This is a genomic window from Nocardioides sp., assembly GCF_035481145.1.
Taxonomy (GTDB): Bacteria; Actinomycetota; Actinomycetes; order Propionibacteriales; family Nocardioidaceae; genus Nocardioides.
The window spans coordinates 1-17481 of the sequence record NZ_DATIHB010000007.1; the positions used below are offsets into that span (position 1 = coordinate 1).

General features: G+C 71.1%; 15 protein-coding genes and 1 tRNA gene. 11 read left to right on the forward strand and 5 right to left on the reverse strand.

The features are described 5' to 3' along the window. The first annotated feature begins 200 nt into the window (after positions 1-200). The 4 genes from nirB to VLF38_RS00615 are packed head-to-tail and all read left to right on the forward strand — an operon-like array spanning position 201 to position 4973. A complete protein-coding gene (gene nirB, locus VLF38_RS00600) occupies positions 201-2777 on the forward strand; it encodes a nitrite reductase large subunit NirB (protein WP_325269353.1) in 2577 nt (858 codons plus the stop codon). Further along, positions 2774-3142 (forward strand): nitrite reductase small subunit NirD, encoded by a 369-nt coding sequence (gene nirD, locus VLF38_RS00605; protein WP_325269354.1) that lies wholly within the window; start codon positions 2774-2776, stop codon positions 3140-3142. The genes nirB and nirD overlap by 4 nt, the downstream gene beginning before the upstream one ends. A gap of 5 nt (positions 3143-3147) precedes the next feature. Then, a complete protein-coding gene (locus tag VLF38_RS00610; RefSeq protein ID WP_325269355.1) occupies positions 3148-4284 on the forward strand; it encodes a uroporphyrinogen-III synthase in 1137 nt (378 codons plus the stop codon). Next, on the forward strand, positions 4281-4973 hold the full coding sequence (locus VLF38_RS00615; protein WP_325269356.1) for a sirohydrochlorin chelatase: 693 nt from the start codon (positions 4281-4283) through the stop codon (positions 4971-4973). The genes VLF38_RS00610 and VLF38_RS00615 overlap by 4 nt, the downstream gene beginning before the upstream one ends. Positions 4974-4989: 16 nt before the next feature. Here VLF38_RS00615 and ispF read toward each other — a convergent pair whose 3' ends face one another. Further along, positions 4990-5454 (reverse strand): 2-C-methyl-D-erythritol 2,4-cyclodiphosphate synthase, encoded by a 465-nt coding sequence (gene ispF / locus VLF38_RS00620; RefSeq protein WP_414689343.1) that lies wholly within the window; start codon positions 5452-5454, stop codon positions 4990-4992. 41 nt (positions 5455-5495) lie between these two features. Here ispF and VLF38_RS00625 point away from each other — a divergent pair, with 41 nt between their 5' ends. Further along, positions 5496-7067: a molybdopterin-dependent oxidoreductase gene (locus VLF38_RS00625; RefSeq protein WP_325269358.1), complete on the forward strand. Its 1572-nt coding sequence runs from the start codon at positions 5496-5498 to the stop codon at positions 7065-7067. A 26-nt stretch (positions 7068-7093) separates the two neighbouring features. Next, the gene (locus VLF38_RS00630) at positions 7094-8458 is read left to right on the forward strand and encodes a C39 family peptidase (RefSeq protein WP_325269359.1); all 1365 of its coding nucleotides are present in this window, start codon (positions 7094-7096) and stop codon (positions 8456-8458) included. Positions 8459-8639: 181 nt separating this feature from the next. On the opposite strand, the gene rlmB is transcribed toward VLF38_RS00630, so the two are convergent. Both rlmB and cysS read right to left on the reverse strand, forming a co-directional pair. Next, positions 8640-9590, reverse strand: coding sequence for a 23S rRNA (guanosine(2251)-2'-O)-methyltransferase RlmB (rlmB, locus tag VLF38_RS00635; protein WP_325269360.1), 951 nt, complete (start codon positions 9588-9590; stop codon positions 8640-8642). Beyond that, on the reverse strand, positions 9590-10993 hold the full coding sequence (cysS, locus tag VLF38_RS00640; RefSeq protein WP_325269361.1) for a cysteine--tRNA ligase: 1404 nt from the start codon (positions 10991-10993) through the stop codon (positions 9590-9592). The genes rlmB and cysS overlap by 1 nt, the downstream gene beginning before the upstream one ends. A gap of 99 nt (positions 10994-11092) precedes the next feature. Between cysS and VLF38_RS00645 the strand changes: the two genes are divergently transcribed. The 5 genes from VLF38_RS00645 to VLF38_RS00665 all read left to right on the forward strand — a co-directional run bounded on the left by VLF38_RS00645 (position 11093) and on the right by VLF38_RS00665 (position 15920). Continuing rightward, complete coding sequence (locus tag VLF38_RS00645) at positions 11093-12124, forward strand: hypothetical protein (protein ID WP_325269362.1); 1032 nt, start codon at positions 11093-11095, stop codon at positions 12122-12124. A gap of 16 nt (positions 12125-12140) precedes the next feature. Beyond that, the gene (locus VLF38_RS00650) at positions 12141-13622 is read left to right on the forward strand and encodes a metallophosphoesterase (RefSeq protein ID WP_325269363.1); all 1482 of its coding nucleotides are present in this window, start codon (positions 12141-12143) and stop codon (positions 13620-13622) included. 58 nt (positions 13623-13680) lie between these two features. After that, a complete protein-coding gene (locus VLF38_RS00655) occupies positions 13681-15354 on the forward strand; it encodes an AMP-dependent synthetase/ligase (RefSeq protein WP_325269364.1) in 1674 nt (557 codons plus the stop codon). A 54-nt stretch (positions 15355-15408) separates the two neighbouring features. Further along, positions 15409-15485 (forward strand) — tRNA-Thr (locus tag VLF38_RS00660). Positions 15486-15515: 30 nt separating this feature from the next. After that, positions 15516-15920 carry an HNH endonuclease gene (locus VLF38_RS00665; RefSeq protein WP_325269365.1) on the forward strand — a complete coding sequence of 135 codons (405 nt, stop codon included), beginning with the start codon at positions 15516-15518 and terminating at the stop codon, positions 15918-15920. A 4-nt stretch (positions 15921-15924) separates the two neighbouring features. Here the strand turns inward: VLF38_RS00665 and VLF38_RS00670 are convergent, their stop codons facing one another. Both VLF38_RS00670 and VLF38_RS00675 read right to left on the reverse strand, forming a co-directional pair. Continuing rightward, positions 15925-16593, reverse strand: a complete 669-nt coding sequence (locus VLF38_RS00670) for a thermonuclease family protein (protein WP_325269366.1) — start codon at positions 16591-16593, stop codon at positions 15925-15927. A 102-nt stretch (positions 16594-16695) separates the two neighbouring features. Beyond that, on the reverse strand, positions 16696-17472 hold the full coding sequence (locus VLF38_RS00675; RefSeq protein ID WP_325269367.1) for a class III extradiol ring-cleavage dioxygenase: 777 nt from the start codon (positions 17470-17472) through the stop codon (positions 16696-16698). Positions 17473-17481: the final 9 nt, after the last annotated feature.

Consider the following 17481-nt stretch of genomic DNA (forward strand, 5'->3'; position numbering starts at 1 on the left):
TCTGTGAAGGCGCAGAAGCCACGGGAACACCGCGTTACAGCGAGTGGGCGGTGACCTGAGTCACCGAAGGGCGGGCCCGGGAGCGCCGATGCAACATTCGAGCCCGGGGGTGAGGCATCTGTTTCCTCACCGAAACATTGGGAAACTCCGGGGCCACACGGGCTGCCTAGCGTGGGGGACGAGCTGAAAGGCAGGTCCCCATGAGCACTCGCAAGACCCTTGTTGTCGCCGGTCACGGCATGGTCGGTCACCGTTTCGTCCAGGCCGCCATCGAGCGTGGCCTCACCGAGACGCACGACGTCATCGTGTACGGCGAGGAGCCGCGCGAGGCCTACGACCGCGTCGCGCTCACGTCGTACTACGAGGTCGGTGCCGACGCGCTCTCCTTCCTGCCCGGTGGGCAGTACGAGGACCCGCGGGCCCGCGTCGTGCTCAACACCGAGGTGACCGGCATCGACCGCGGGGCCAAGACGGTCGCGCTCTCCGACGGCACGACCCAGGCGTACGACGTGCTCGTGCTCGCCACGGGCGCGGCCCCGTTCGTGCCGCCCGTGCCGGGCAAGGACCTGCAGAACGTCTTCGTCTACCGCACGATCGAGGACCTCCAGGCGATCGAGGAGGCGGCGAAGACCGCCAAGGCCGGTGTCGTCATCGGTGGTGGTCTCCTCGGCCTCGAGGCTGCCAACGCCCTGCACCAGCTCGACGTCGAGACCCACGTCGTCGAGCTCGCCCCGCGTCTCATGGCCGTCCAGGTGGACGACGCCGGTGGCGCGACGCTGAAGCGCCACATCGAGAAGCTCGGCCTGAAGGTGCACACGGGCGTGATGACCGAGTACATCGATGGTGCCCTGATCGACGAGGACGCCGAGGGCAACACCGACGGCAAGGTCTCGGGCCTCAAGTTCAAGGACAACGACGAGGTCCTCCCTGCCGACATCGTCATCTTCTCGGCCGGTATCCGGCCGCGCGACCAGCTGGCACGCGACTGCGGCCTCGAGGTCGCCGAGCGCGGCGGCATCCTGGTCTCCCCGAACATGCAGACCTCCGACGACTCGATCTACGCGATCGGCGAGTGTGCCGCCCCCGGCGGCCGGATGTACGGCCTGGTCGCTCCCGGCTACTCGATGGCCGAGGTCGCTGCCGACCACCTGCTCGGTGGTGCCGGCGAGTTCCTCGGCGCCGACATGTCCACGAAGCTGAAGCTCCTCGGTGTCGACGTCGCTTCCTTCGGTGACGCGTTCGCCACCACCGAGGGCTCGCTCGAGCTGGTCTACTCCGACGCCGTCGCCGGCATCTACAAGAAGCTGGTCATCTCCGAGGACTGCACGCAGCTCCTCGGCGGCATCCTCGTCGGCGACGCCTCGTCGTACGGCATCCTGCGGCCGATGGTCTCCAGCGGCATGGCGCTGCCGGAGAACCCCGAGGACCTGATCCTTCCCGCGTCGCGGGGCACGGCCCAGATCGGCATGCCCGACGAAGCGCAGGTCTGCTCCTGCATGAACGTCACCAAGGGCGAGATCTGCAAGGCGATCCACGACGAGGAGCTCGCCGACGTCCCGGCGATCAAGGCGTGCACCAAGGCCGGCACCGTCTGCGGCTCCTGCACCAACATCCTGAAGAACCTCCTCACCGAGGAGATGGAGAAGGCCGGCAAGGCCGTCTCCAAGGCGATCTGCGAGCACTTCGACCACTCGCGCCAGGAACTCTTCGACCTGATCAAGATCGGCCAGCTCAACAGCTTCGACGCGGTCGTCGCCGCCCACGGCACCGGCCGGGGCTGCGACATCTGCAAGCCGGCCATCGCCTCGATCCTGGCCTCGCAGTTCAACGGCCACGTCCTCGACAAGAAGACCGTCGGTGCGCTCCAGGACACCAACGACGCGTTCCTCGCCAACCTGCAGAAGAACGGGACGTACTCCGTCGTCCCTCGGATCCCCGGCGGGGAGATCACGCCTGAGAAGCTGATCGTCATCGGCGAGGTCGCCCGCGACTTCGGCCTCTACACGAAGATCACCGGTGGCCAGCGCATCGACATGTTCGGTGCCCGCGTGGAGCAGCTCCCCGACATCTGGAAGCGCCTCGTCGACGCCGGCTTCGAGTCCGGCCACGCCTACGGCAAGTCGCTGCGCACGGTGAAGTCCTGCGTCGGCTCCGAGTGGTGCCGCTACGGCGTCCAGGAGTCCGTCGCGATGGCGATCGAGCTCGAGCTGCGCTACCGCGGCCTGCGCTCCCCTCACAAGCTCAAGGGCGGCGTCTCCGGCTGCGCCCGTGAGTGCGCCGAGGCCCGTGGCAAGGACTTCGGTGTCATCGCGACGGAGAAGGGCTGGAACCTGTACGTCGGCGGCAACGGTGGCGCCATCCCGGCGCACGCGCAGCTGCTCGCCTCCGACCTGTCGCGCGAGGACCTGCTGAAGTACCTCGACCGGTTCCTCATGTACTACGTGCGGACCGCGGACCGCCTGCAGCGCACCTCGACCTGGATGGAGTCGCTCGACGGCGGCCTCGACCGCGTCAAGGAGATCGTGGTCGACGATGCGCTCGGCCTGGGCGCCGAGCTCGAGGCGGAGATGGAGCGCCACATCGGCTCCTACTTCGACGAGTGGAAGGCGACCCTGGAGGACCCGGAGAAGCTCTCCCGCTTCGTCTCCTTCATCAACGCCCCGGGCACCCCGGACCCGAACATCTCGTTCACCGAGGACCGCGGCCAGATCCGCCCCGTCAACTTCGACGAGCCCGTCTCGCTCGGGTCGTCCATCCCGGTTGGAGCGCCCCAGTGACCAGCACCACGACCCTCTCCGGTGGCTTCGTCCCCGTCTGCCGCCTCGAGCAGCTCGAGGTCGAGCGCGGTGCCACCGCCCTCGTCCACGGTCAGGCCGTCGCGGTCTTCCGGACGTACGACGACCAGGTCTTCGCGCTCGGCAACTACGACCCCTTCTCCAAGTCGAGCGTGATCGCCCGTGGGATCGTGGGTACGCGTGGCGAGACGCCGTTCGTCGCCTCGCCGGTCTACAAGCAGGCCTTCGACCTCCGCACCGGCGCCTGCCTCGACGACCCGGGCGTCAGCATCCCGGCGTACGAGGTGAAGGTGGAGGATGGAGTCGTGCTGGTGGGTCCGAGGCTGACGCACCCGAAGAGGGGATGAACACCATGCTCGCCGAAGCGCCGACCGAGGAGGGCCTGCGCCCGCTCGACGGCTACCGCATCGGCGTCACCGCTGCCCGCAAGATCGAGGAGCAGGTGGCGCTGCTCGAGCGCCGTGGGGCCGTGGTCGAGACGGCTCCGGTCCTCTCGATCGAGCCCTACGAGATCGACGAGGAGGCGCTGCGTCGCGCCACCCTCGAGGTCCTCGGTGGACCTGTCGACATCTTCGTCGCGACCACCGGCATCGGCCTGCGCTCGTGGTTCACCGCTGCGGAGTCGTGGGGGCTGCTGGACCTGCTGCTCTCCGCTCTCGGCGACGCCGAGATCCTCGCCCGCGGACCCAAGTCCGTCGGCGCGCTGCGCGCCCACGGCCTGCGTGAGCTCTGGTCGCCGGAGTCGGAGACCTTCGAGGACGTGCTGGCACACCTGCGCGGGCGCGACCTCACCGGCAAGCGGATCGTGGTCCAGGAGCACGGCCAGTCGCTCAACAACGTCGCCCACGCCCTGCGCCGCCAGGGCGCCAACGTCCACGTCGTCACGATCTACCGGATCGAGGGTGCCGGCGACCCCGAGCCCGTCTTCCGGATGGTCGAGCACGTCGCCGACCGCAAGCTCGACGCGGTGACCTTCACCTCCGCTCCCGCCGTCGCCGCGTTCATGGAGATGGCCGGCGTCGTCGGCCGTCGCGAGGAGGTCCTGGCCGCCTTCCAGGCCGACGTCGTCGCCACCTGCGTCGGCCCGGTCACCGCTGCCGCGTTCGAGATGTGGGGGGTCCCCACGGTGCAGCCCGATCGCAACCGGCTCGCGGCGATGGTGAAGCTGCTCGAGACCGAGCTGCCGTCGCGCCGCGAGGGCACGGCCCTCGAGGTGGCCGGCCACACCCTGCTCCTGCACGGCGACGTGATCCTCGTCGACGGGATCGACGTCCGGCTCTCGCCGGCTCCGCTCGCCGTCCTCCACGCGCTCGTGGTCAACCCGGGCCACGTCGTCTCCCGCCGCGACCTGCTCGCGTGCCTCCCGACGGGCCAGGCCTCCTCGGAGCACGCTGTCGAGATGGCGGTCGCGCGGCTCCGCGCCGCGATCGGCACCCGCCTCGTGCAGACGGTCGTCAAGCGTGGCTACCGCCTGGTGGTCGACTCATGAGCCGGCTCGTGACCGTCGCCCACGGCACGCGTGTGGTCGCCGGCAACCAGATCGCAGCCGACCTGACCGCGCAGGCCTCGGCGCTGCTCGGGATCCCGGCCACCACGTCGTACGTCGAGCTCTGCTCGCCGCTGGTGGCGGACGTCCTCGCGTCTTCCCCGGTGCCCACCGTCGTCGTCCCCCTGCTGCTGTCGACCGGCTTCCACGTGAAGGTCGACATCCCTGAGGCGCTGCGGGGCTCGCGCGGCCCGGCCGCGCTCACGCGTCCCCTGGGGCCAGACCCGGTGCTGGCCGCCGTGCAGAAGCGTCGCCTGCTGGCGGCCGGCGCCCGCCCCGGTGGCCCGGTCGTGATGGTGGCAGCGGGCTCCAACGACCCCGATGCCGTGCCAGACCTCGCGCTCGCGCAGCGCCACCTCGCTGCGGTCTGGGGCGGTCCTGTGCTCGTCGCGACCGTCTCGGGAGCGGGCCGATCCGTCGAGGACGCCGTGGCCGAGGCCTCGCTCTACGGCGACGTCGCGGTCTCGACGTACCTGCTCTCGCCGGGCTTCTTCTCCCGCAAGGTCGCCACGCTCGCGACGGACGCCGGTGCGCGCTGGGTCTCCGAGGTGCTGGGCGCCGACCCGGCGATCGCCGCGCTCGTCGCCGACCGGTACCGCGAGGCTGTCTCCGCACTACGCATCGCGGCCTGACGCCGCCGGTGGCGGCTCAGTAGACGAGGGCGGTGGCGATCGCGGCCAGGCCCTCGCTGCGGCCGGTCAGGCCGAGACCGTCGGTGGTGGTCGCCGAGATCGACACCGGCGCGCCCACCACCTCGCCGAGCACCTGCTCGGCCTCCGCCTTCCGTGCGCCCATGCGCGGACGGTTGCCGATGACCTGGACCGCGACGTTGCCGATGGTGAAGCCGGCCGCACCGACACGGCGTACGGTCTCGGCGAGGAGAGCGGTCCCGGCGGCACCCGCCCACTCCGGCTCGGCCGTCCCGAAGTTGCTGCCCAGGTCGCCGAGGCCCGCGGCGGAGAGCAGCGCGTCGCAGGCGGCGTGACAGGCGACGTCGGCATCGGAGTGACCCTCCAGACCGGAGGTCTCGTCGGGCCAGTGCAGGCCGGCCAGCATCATCGGGACGCCCTCGGCGAAACGGTGGACGTCGGTGCCGATGCCGATGCGGGGAATGCTGCTCACGGGATGATCATGGCGGATGCAACGATGGGGGCGTGAGAACCGTCCGTCTGCCCTGGGGCACCGCCGGCCTCGTTGCAGGCATCGCGGGGTTCGCAGTCGCCTACGGGGCTGCACAGTTCCTCGGCCGGCGACTGACGCCGTTCGATGCGGTGGCCGAGCTGGTCATCGCGCTGACGCCGGGCTCGTTCTCGCACTGGTTCATCGAGCGCTTCGGCACCTCCGACAAGTTCGTGCTGGGCTTGATCATCGCGGCGTTCACGGTGGGGCTCCTCTTCACGGCCGGCAGGCTCGCGGCGAGCTCGTGGTGGGCGCCGCTCCCGGTGTACGCCGTGCTGGGCGGCATCGCCGCCGTCGCGGCCCTCACCCGCGAGGACTCCGCGCTCGACGATGCACTGCCGGTCGCTCTGGGTGTCGTGACCTGGATCGTCGTCCTGGACCTCCTCACCGGGCCCCTGGCCCGCGCGCAGGAGGCTGCTGCCCGTGCGCACCCGGGTGACGAGGCGACCCTGGACGACGTCGATCCCGTCACGCGGCGGTCCGTGCTCGTGCGCACCGGGATCATCGCCCTCGTGGCTGGGGGCGCGGCCGTCCTCGGGCCCCTCATCGGCCATGGTCGTCGCCGGGTGGAGCAGGCACGCCGACTGCTCAACCTGCCGGTCACCTCACCGGCGGTACCTCGAGGTGTCGCGCTGCCCGTCGAGGGCATCACGCCCTGGCAGACCCCGAACGGCGACTTCTACCTGATCGACACCGCGTTCACGAAGCCGGCGATCGACCCGGCGACGTGGACGCTGCGGATCCACGGCATGGTCGAGCGCGAGGTGGTGCTGACCTACCAGGACCTCCTCGACCGCGAGGTCACCGAGGACTGGATCACCCTGAACTGCGTCTCCAACCCCGTCGGCGGTGACCTGATCGGCAACGCCTGGTGGAGCGGCGTACGCCTCGCCCCGCTGCTGGCCGAGGCCGGTGTCCGACCGGGCGCCGACGCAGTGCTCCAGACGTCCGAGGACGGCTGGACCTGCGGCACGCCGCTCGACGCGCTGACCGACGGGCGGCAGGCGATGATCGCCTTCGCGATGAACGGCGAGGCGCTGCCGATCGAGCACGGCTTCCCGGCGCGGGTGATCGTCCCCGGCCTCTACGGCTACGTCTCGGCGACGAAGTGGGTCGTCGACCTCGAAGTGACCCGCTTCGACCGCATCTCGGCGTACTGGACCGAGCTGGGGTGGGCCGAGCGCGCACCCCTGCAGATCAGCTCACGCGTCGACGTGCCGCGCGACGGAGAGGACCTGGCCGACGCGACCGTCCGGCTGGCCGGCGTGGCGTGGGCACAGCACACCGGCATCGCCAGCGTGGAGTACGCCGTCGATGGCGGACCCTGGGTGCGTGCCGAGACCGGGGGAGCGGCCGTCCGCCCCGGCGGGGCTCCCAACCGCGACACCTGGGTGCAGTGGACGGCGACGGAACGGCTCGCCGAGGGAGACCACGTCGTCCGGGTCCGGGCCATCGGGGTCGACGGCACCGTGCAGACCGGGGTGGAGCGTGACGTGGTGCCTGCCGGGGCGACCGGCTGGCACACACGGCGATTCAGCGTCGGATGAGGCCCGTGCGTCGCTATCGTCGGGATGTGCGACTGCGACGCCTCCTGCTGGACCCGCGCCTCGACGGGATGCGGCTGCGCTTCGCCCTCGTGATCACCGTCATGGCCGCGCTCGTCGCCTACGTCGCGATGCTCGATGGGGTCGCGGCGCGCCGCGCTGCCTCCGAGGCCAGTCGCTCCGCGGACCCGGCTGCCGCCACGCAGCAGGAGGGCCCCGCCAAGGGCGCGCTCGCGGCGACCACCCCCGCACGCAACAGCTATCGAGCCACCGCGAGCCAGACCGGGTGGGCCGCGGGTACCTTCAACGGCGCCCGCGCCACCGACGGCCAGCTCCGCATCGGGGCTCCTGCCGGCACGGTCGTCGTCAACGACAAGGACTTCGACTTCGGCGCATGGCAGGCGCCGTGGGTGACGCCGGCCCATGGCTTCACCGAGCTCGTGCCCTCGTGGAACGCCCGCACCCCGATGAGCACCTTCCTCTCCGTGCAGGTCCGTGCCCGCACCACCGACGGCCGGCTCACCACGTGGCAGAGCTTCGGCCGCTGGACCAACCTCAACTTCAGCGCGTTTCGCAGCAGCGTGGCGGGCAGCCAGGCGGACGGTCTCTCGACGGTCGCCACCGACACGCTGCGGGCAGCGCCGGGCGTGACGTTCGCGTCGTACACGCTGAAGGTGCGGGTCGCCCGCCGGGCCGGCACGACGGTCACACCGTCTGTCCGCTCACTCGGCGCGGTCGCCTCGCAGCTCGCCTCTGCGGTCCCGGCCACCTCGAAGCCCCTGCTGGGAGCGAAGTCGCTCCCCGTGCCGGCGTACTCCCAGATGATCCACCGCGGCCAGTACCCCCAGTACGGCGGCGGGGGACAGGCGTGGTGCTCGCCCACGTCGCTGTCGATGGTGCTCGCCTACTACGGCGCGCGCCCGACCCCTGCGGAGTACGCCTGGGTCAACGATGCCTACGCCGACCCCTGGGTCGACGAGGTCGCCCGCCGCGTCTACGACTTCGAGTACGACGGCGCCGGCAACTGGCCCTTCAACACCGCGTACGCCGGCACGCGGCTCCCGCGGGCGGCGGTGACCCGGCTGGCGTCGCTGCGTGACGCCGAGCGGTTCATCGCCAGGGGGATCCCGCTCATCGCGTCGATCTCGTTCTCGTCCGGCCAGCTCACCGGCGCGCCGATCAGCAGCACCGCGGGGCACCTCGTCGTGATCTCTGGCTTCACGTCCGCCGGCAACGTCATCGTCAACGACCCGGCGGCCTCGTCCAACGCAACGGTGCGCCGCACCTACAAGCGGAGCGAGTTCGAGGCCGTGTGGCAGCGCAAGTCGCGCGGACTCGTCTACGCGATCCGCGACTCCGCCCACACGTTCCCGACCGGCTACGGCCTCAGCTGACACGGCCGGCCGCGCGGCTGGCGCCGCCTGCAGGAGCGCACAGCCCCTCCCTGCAGCTCGCCTGCGCTCGTTCCTCGCTCCGGCTCGACGCTCGGGGCTGTCCGCCCCTTCCGGCCGCGCCAGCCGCGCGGTCGGGGGCTACCCCCTCGCTCCGGGCGAGCCGCAGGCGCTCGGCGGCGACTCAGGCGCGGTGCTGCGCCACGGCGTACAGGACGACGGAGGCGGCGACACCGGCGTTGAGCGACTCCACGGAGTTGGCCATCGGGATCGAGATGATCCGGTCGCAGTTCTCCGACACCAGGCGGGAGAGGCCGTCGCCCTCGGCGCCGACGACGATCACGAGCGGGCCGTCGGCGACCTCGTGGACGTCGGCGGTGGTGAGGTCGCCGTCCATGTCGAGGCCGATGACGGTGCAGCCTGCGTCCTGGTAGGCCTTGATCTGGCGGGTGAGGTTGACGGTCTGCGCGACCTTCAACCGCGCGGCAGCGCCGGCCGACGTCTTCCAGGCGGCCGCGGTCATACTGGCCGAGCGACGCTCGGGGATGACGACACCGTGGGCGCCGAACGCCGCGGCGGAGCGCACGATGGCGCCGAGGTTCCGCGGGTCGGTGATGTGGTCGAGGATGACGATGAGCGCGGGCTCCTGCGCCTCGCGCGCCACGTCGAGCAGGTCGTCGGCGTGGGCGTACTGGTACGCCGGCACGCGGGCTGCGAGGCCCTGGTTGCCGCCGAAGCCGCACATGCGGTCGAGCTCGGGCTTGGTGACCTCGAGCAGCGGGATGCCGAGCTCGGCGGAGAGCTGGAACGCCTCGCGCAGGCGGGCATCGCGCTCGGCGCCCTCGGCGACGTACAGGCCGTTGACCGGCACGCCCTCGCGCAGGGCCTCGACGACGGGGTTGCGCCCGATGATCCACTCGGCGTCACCGGCGCTGCGCTTGCGCTGCGGGCGACGGGCCTCGGACTTCTCCTTGGCCTGCTTGATCTTGTACTGCTTGTGGTACTCGCGCTCGGACGCCTTGGGGGTCGGGCCCTTGGCCTCGAGGCCACGACGCACGCGGCCACCGGAGCCGGCAGTGGGGTTTCCCTTGCCGCTCTTCTTGATCGCGCCCTTGCGCTGGGAGTTACCGGCCATCAGTCAATGCTCCACTTCGCACCCGCAGGGGTGTCTTCGAGGGTGATGCCAGCCGTCTTGATCCGGTCGCGGATCGCATCGGCGGTGGCGAAGTCCTTGGCGGCGCGCGCCTCGGCGCGCTGCTCGAGGAGGCCGGCGACGAGGGCGTCGACGGCGTTGGTCAGCTTGTCGTTGGCGCCTGAGGCAGCGGCCCCACCCCAGGCGGGGTCGAGCGGGTCGAGGCCCAGGACGTCGAGCATCGCGCGGACGTCGGCCGCAATGCCCGTGGCGCCCTCGGTCTCGCCCTCGCCCAGCAGCTTGTTGCCGTCACGCACCGCGTCGTAGATGACGGCGACGGCCGCGGGGGTGCCGAGGTCGTCGTCCATCGCGTCGACGAACGCCGCGCGCAGCTCGTCGCTCGCCTCCGGCAGACCGGCGCGCTCGAGGAAGCCCTCGATCCGACGGAAGCCCTGAGCTGCCTCGTCGAGCGCCTCGAAGCTGAACTCGACGTTCGAGCGGTAGTGCGCGGCCACCATGTAGAAGCGCAGCTCGATCGGGCGGACCCGCTTCAGCACCTCGGGCACGACCAGCGAGTTGCCGAGGGACTTGCTCATCTTCTCGCCGGCGGTGGTGATCCAGGCGTTGTGCATCCAGTACGTCGCGAACGCGTGCCCGGCCGCCTTAGACTGGGCCTGCTCGTTCTCGTGGTGAGGGAAGCGCAGGTCCACGCCGCCGCCGTGGATGTCGAACGCCTGCCCGAGGTACTTGCCGGCCATCGCGGAGCACTCGATGTGCCAGCCCGGGCGGCCGCGGCCCCACGGGGAGGGCCACGACGCGGTCTCCGGCTCGGAGTCCTTGCGGCCCTTCCAGAGGGCGAAGTCACGAGGGTCGCGCTTGCCGCGAGGGTCGGCGTCGGCAGCCGGCTCCATGTCGGCGGTCTTCTGGTGTGTCAGCGCGCCGTAGGCCTCGAAGCTCTGGACGTCGAAGTAGACGTCCCCGGAGCCGTCAGGGGCGGCGTAGGCGTGGCCGCGCTCGATCAGCAGCTCGATCAGCTCGACCATCTCCGGCACATGGCCGGTCGCCGCGGGCTCGTACGTCGGCGGCGCGACATTGAGGGCGGCGTACGCCCGGGTGAGCTCGCGGTGCATGTCGTAGGCGAGGTTCCACCACGGGCGGCCCTGCTCGGCGGCCTTGGTGAGGATCTTGTCGTCGATGTCGGTGATGTTGCGGATGAAGGTCACGTCGTGACCCGACGCCGACAGCCAGCGGCGGAGCACGTCGAAGTTGACCCCCGAGCGGATGTGGCCGACGTGGGGCTCGGACTGCACGGTCAGGCCGCAGACGTAGATGCCGACCTGCCCCTCCACGAGGGGGACGAAGTCGACGACGTCGCGCTGAGCAGTGTCATAGATCCGGAGTGCCACCCGGGAAGTCTAGGGCGACGGCCGCCCGCTCACGATTCGCGGAACGATCGCGTTGCCCGTGCTCGTCGTACGCTGCGTGGATCGAGTCAGGGGAGAGCGATGAGAATCAGGCTGTCGATGGTGGGGCTGCTGCTGGCAGCCGGGTCCGGGCTGGTCGCGTGCGGCACGGGCGGCGGCTTCTCCGCGGACGCGCGGGACCTGCCCGGCGTGCGGGATGCGCGGGTCGACAAGCGCGCTCTCGACACCGACTACTACGGCTACACGGCGATCGTCGACATGGAGCCCGATGCGACCCGCGAGCAGATCACCGGTGCCCTGGACCTCCTCGCCGACTGGAAGCGCTCGGAGGGCACCGGGGGCGACGACGGGGTCCGCCTCTACCTCGGCGCCGGCACGCTCGCGCTCGACGACGAGGGGTGGGGCGACGGCGCGCACCACGACGGTCCGAGTGCCGTGATCGCGACCGCTGCGGGGCACGGGAAGAACCTCGCCAACGCGGACCTCCTGCTCCGGGCGACGGACCTCCTGGAGAAGCCGGTGACCGACCGAGGCCACGAGTGGGCCGTCACCACCGACGATCCACGCGAGACGCTCGGGGAGGTGGCGCGCGACCCGGAGCTCGCGGCCGCCCCGGGCCTCTCCCTCGCCCAGGCGTTCGAGGCGCCCGGTGTCGACTACTGGAGCCGGCCGCCGTCCTTCTCGAGCACCGAGCCCCTGACGGCACAGCACGTCGCGGCGTACGACCGGGCGGTGGCCAACGCCCGGCTGGTCCGCGAGGGACGGGTGCACGTCGACTTCGTGGGCAGTGAGACCGGGGTGTCCCCGGCGGTCACGGACCGGCACCCGGGAGCGATCACGGTGCGGATGGCCCTGCGGCTTCCCGGCATGGTCGGTCCAAAGGCGCTCGCCGCCGACCCGAGGAGCGATCCGCGCTGGCCGGTGGTCGAGGCCCAACTCGACCTGCTCCGGACGCTGCCGCCGGGATCGAGCCTGTCGGTGGCCCTCGAGTGGGGCCACGCCCCCGAGGGTGGTGCGGGCCGTTACCTCTGGCTGGTCGAGCTCTCCCGCGGGGGCAAGGTGCACCCCAAGCCGCTGTGGAACGCCGTCGCCGCGGAGTACCTCACCCCCTGAGCCCTACGGTGGAGGCATGCTCCGCACGGTCCTGCTCCGGGTGCTCGCCTGGCTCGCGCTGACGGTGCTCCTCGGCTTCCTCGTCTTTCTGACCAGCTCGGCGCACACGACCGTCGCCGGGCACGACGCCGAGGTGCGCCCGACGCTGGACGGCTGGGTGACGGTCCGCACCGGGGCGGTCCTTCCCGACGCGCGGATGCCCGTCGACGGCCGGATCGGCGTCGAGATCGTCTTCGGCAAGACCAGGGTCGGCTCCGTCGAGGAGCTGCTGGACCGTTACGCCCTGCTGGCCGCCGATCCGGAGGCACAGGTCACGCGGGTGCGGGAGGCCGTGCAGGACCTTGCTCGTGACGCGGCCCTCCGCGGGGCCGCGGCCGCCACGGTCGCCGTCGGGCTGTGGACCCTGATCGGTCGCCGCCGGCGGCGCGAGCTCGCACACCCGGCACCCGGGCACCGCCGCGGGACGACGGCGGGCATCGCGATCGCCGCGGTCGTCGGCCTGCTGGTCTGGCAGCCCTGGCACGACGACGGGCCGCGCTTCGTCGACGAGGACGACTGGACCGGCATCGCGGCGTACGTCGGGGACGAGGTCGAGATCCCGCGGGAGTTCGCGCGCGCCCAGATGACGACCGGCTCGCTCACCGACGCGACCCGGCGGCTGCTGCTCAGTGCCCTCGACAGCTACCGCTTCGCGCACGGGTTCTACGAGCGTGCTGCCGACGCCGCTGCCGACCTGACGCTACGGGCCCCGGGTGAGGACGAGACCGTCGCCCTGCTCGTCAGCGACCGCCACGACAACATCGGCATGGACCGCGTGGCGCGCGCGATCGCCGATGCGGCCGGGGCGACCGCGGTGCTCGACGCCGGCGACGACACGTCGACCGGGCAGCCGTGGGAGGCGTTCAGCCTCGACTCGCTCGCGGCGACGTTCGAGGACCTCGACCGCTGGGCGGTCGCCGGCAACCACGACCACGGCGGGTTCGTCCGCGACCACCTCGCCGACCGCGGCTGGCGGGTCGCCGAGGAGGAGGTGGTCGACGGACCGGGCGGGGGTGCGCTGCTCGCCTTCGACGACCCGCGCTCGAGCGGACTCGGGCGGTGGCGCGACCCGAAGGAGGGCACCGTGGCGGGCCGTGCCGAGACGATCGCCGAGGTCGCCTGCGCCAGCGAACGGCGGGTCGCCACGCTGCTGGTCCACGACGAGGACCTGGGTGGAGAGGCACTCCGGCGCGGCTGCGTCGACCTGGTCCTCGCCGGCCACGTCCACGTGCCCTCCGGTCCCACCCGGGTCGTCGGCGAGAACGGCGAGGTCGGCTGGACCCACACCAGCGGGACCACCGGCGGGGCGGCGTACGCGATCGCTGTCGGCAGCAAGCTACGGCGCGCTGCGTCGGTGAGCCTGGTGACCTATGCCGAGGGAAGGCCGACGGGCATCCAGGTCGTGACGCTGGAGACGACGGGGAGGTTCCAGGTCGGTGCGTTCACGCCGCTGAGGTAGCGAGGAAAATCCGGACGAAGCCCTTGTCAGGGGGTGGGAGCCGGGTCGACCATGCGGCATGGACCACACGACCAGCACGGCGCTCGACGCCGCCAGCCTCTGCGAGGCCTTCCAGCACACGATCCTCGAGCGTCCCGACGACGTCGCGCTCCGGATCCCCGGCGGTGCCGTCGAGATCACCTGGTTCGAGTACGGCGAGCGCGTCCGCCGCCTCGCGGCCGGCCTGGCCGCCTGTGGTGTCGGCCCCGGGGACACGGTCGGCATCATGCTGCTGAACCGCCCGGAGATGGCCTTGGTCGACACGGCCGCCCTCCACCTCGGGGCGATCCCGTTCTCGGTGTACAACACCTCCTCCGCCGAGCAGCTCGCCTACCTCTTCGGCGACGCCGGCAACACGGTGGTCGTGACCCAGCAGGCCTTCCTCGGGTCGGTCCGGGGGTCGGGGGCGGAGCTCTCCACGATCGTCTCGGTCGACGGAGGTGACGGGACGATCTCGCTCGCCGACCTCGAGGAGAAGGGGCAGGTCGGGTTCGACTTCGAGGCTTCTTGGCGTGCAGTGACACCCGACGACGTCTGCACCCTGATCTACACCTCGGGCACGACGGGTCCGCCGAAGGGCGTCGAGCTCACGCACGGCAGCGTGATGGCGCAGCTGCGCGGCGTACAGGAGGTGCTGCCCGTGCTGCCGGAGGACCGGGTGACGTCGTACCTGCCGGCGGCGCACGTGGCGGACCGCTGGGCCTCGCACTACACCCACCTCGTCCACGGCGTGCAGGTCACCTACGTTGACGACCCGAAGAACATCGTCGCCTCGCTCGCGGATGCGAAGCCGACGCTCTGGGGCGGCGTGCCGCGCGTCTGGGAGAAGATCAAGGCTGCGCTCGAGGCCAAGGGCATCGCCGACCCGGCCGGCCTGGACGAGCCGACCCGGCAGGTGGTCCGCCAGCTGCTCGGCCTCGACGACGTGCGCTGGTCGGTCTCGGGTGCGGCGCCGATCGCCCCCGAGGTGCTGCAGTACTTCCTGGACCTCGGACTGCCGATCTGTGAGCTCTGGGGCATGTCGGAGATCTCCTGCTGCGGCACGATCAACCCGCGCGACGACATCCGGATCGGCACCGTCGGCCGGGTCATCCCGGGCTGCGAGGTGAGGCTCGCCGACGACGGGGAGCTGCTCTTCCGCGGCCCGACCCTGATGCACGGCTACCGCAACCAGCCCGAGAAGACGGCCGAGACGATCGACGCCGACGGTTGGCTGCACACCGGTGACGTGGCGACGATCGACCCCGACGGCTACGTCACGATCATCGACCGCAAGAAGGAGCTGATCATCAACGCGGCCGGCAAGAACATGTCACCGGCGAACATCGAGCAGGTGGTGAAGGCCGCGCACCCGCTGATCGGGCAGGCGGTCGTCATCGGCGACCGGCGTCCCTACAACGTCGCGTTGCTGGTCCTCGACCCCGACGCGTCTGCGGCGTACGCCGAGAAGGCGGGGCTCGAGGACGCCTCACCCGCCGCGCTGGCGCAGGACGCCGGCGTGCTCGTGGCGGTCGCCGGTGCCGTCGAGGCGGCCAACGCCCGGCTCTCCCGCGTCGAGCAGGTCAAGCGGTACCGGATCCTCGACGTCGACTGGCTGCCCGGCGGTGAGGAGCTGACGCCGACGATGAAGCTGAAGCGGAAGCCCATCGACGCGAAGTACGCTGACGTGATCGAGGAGCTGTACGCCGACTGAGCGTCGCCCAACGAGCATGGCTACGATGGCGTCCGCTGCCTCCGGGGAGCGCACGCCGCGTTAACTCAGTTGGTCAGAGTGCCGCTCTTGTAAAGCGGATGCCGTCGGTTCGATTCCGACACGCGGCTCCATTGTCAGTGGTCGTGCCTAGCGTGCGGACCATGACCACATGCCTCGGGTGCGGCGGTCCTCTGACCAAGAGCCACCAGAAGAAGTTCTGTAGCAACTCCTGCCAACAGGTCCACGAGAGGCGCCTGCTTCTTGAGCGGTGGCTCGCCACGGGCGAGGGCGTGCACCACGCCAGTCCGGGTCACTACATCCGCGCGCACGTCCTCGCCGAGCAGTGCGACGTCTGTGCGATCTGCGGTGGAGCGGCCGAGTGGCAGGGCCTCCCGCTGGCTTTCGTTCTCGATCACATCGACGGCGACGCGACCAACAACCGCCGCGAGAACCTCCGCCTGGTCTGCCCGAACTGCGACTCGCAGCTACCGACGTTCAAGGCACGCAACAAGGGGAAGGGACGCCACTGGCGGCGCGAGCGCTACGCCAATGGCCAGTCCTACTGAAGCGTCACCAGCAGGTGCGCCAGAGTCCGCGGTCGTGGCTGCGGGCGTCGTACAGCGCGTTCCGGTAGGACGCGACCCGCTGGAAGGGGTCACCGCTCACGACGTAGAGCCGGGCCATGCCGCGGCGGACCTGCGCACGGTTCATGTCGTAGCCGTCCTTCATCACGTAGCGGAGCAGCCTGCCGTAGCGGTCCTTCAGTGACTGGGTGGGGTCGGAGACCAGGGTGACGGTCGTGCCGACGGGAGTCAGTCGCTTCATCGAGTTCGTAGCGGTGGTGTAGCCGCAGCGGCCCACCTCCGGGGTGTTGATGCCGAGCAGCCGGACCCGCTTCACCAGGCCGGACGAGCTGATCCGTGCGTCCACGGTGTCGCCATCGACGATCTTCACGATCCTCGCCCGCTGCCGCAGCGTGGTGGTCGTCGTACCACCCGTGCTGCCGCCGGACGTGGCGCACGGGCAGGGCAGCGACTCGCAGGCGCGGCCGTCCCCGTCGCTGCCGTCGAGGCGGTGCGGATCGCCCGGGCCCGCCTGGTTGTAGAAGGTCTGCGCCTCCTGCTGCGTGCTGAAGTCGCTGCAGTCCTTGTCGATGAGGGCGTTCGCCGGAGCGGCGAGCGCGATCAGGAGCGGTGCGACGAGGGCGAGCAGGACGGTGAGCAGCAGCGGACGCTTCATGCCCGTGACGCTAGGGAGGAAGGTTGGCCGATGCAGGGACTTCCCGGCGGAATGACCCGAACGGACCAGGCCGGGTGCCCAACTGGCCGGGTGCCCCGTGGCTCAGGCGACCTGGAAGCTCCGCTTCGAGAGGCCCACGTGGAAGCCGTCGATGCGCTGGTCGGGCGCCGCGGTCGGGTCCGTCGCCGCGCCGAGCGCGAGGAAGAGCGGGGTGAAGTGCTCGACGGTCGGGTGCGCGTAGGGCATCCCCGGCGCCTTCGACTGGTACGCCGCGAGCTCGTCGAGGTCGCCACGCTCGAGCGCCTCCTTGGCCCAGAGGTCGAAGTCGGAGGACCACCCCGGGGCCTTCGCCTCGATCGACCAGTCGCGGAGGAACGGCAGCCCGTGGGTCATGAAGCCGGAGCCGATGACCAGGACGCCCTCGTCGCGCAGCTCGCGCAGGCGCTGGCCGAGGCCGAGCAGCTGGAAGGGGTCGCGGGTCGGCATCGACATCTGGAGGACCGGGATGTCGGCCTCGGGATACATGATCTTGAGCGGCACCCAGGCGCCGTGGTCGAGGCCGCGCGTCCGGTGCTGGTGCACCTCCATGCCGTCCGGCATCGCCGACGTGATCCGCTGCGCGAGCCACGAGGAGTCGGGCGTCGCGTAGGTCATCTCGTAGTACTTCTGTGCGAAGCCTCCGAAGTCGTAGACGAGCGGTGCCTGGTTCGCCGTCAGCGAGAGCGGCGCCTTCTCCCAGTGCGCCGAGACGATCAGGATCGCCTTCGGTCGCGGCAGGTCGCGCGCCCACGCCTGCAGCTCTCCGTGCCAGACCGGGTCCTCGAAGAGCATCGGCGAGCCGTGGCCGATGTAGAGCGCGGGCATGCGTTCGATCGTCATGCCCACCAC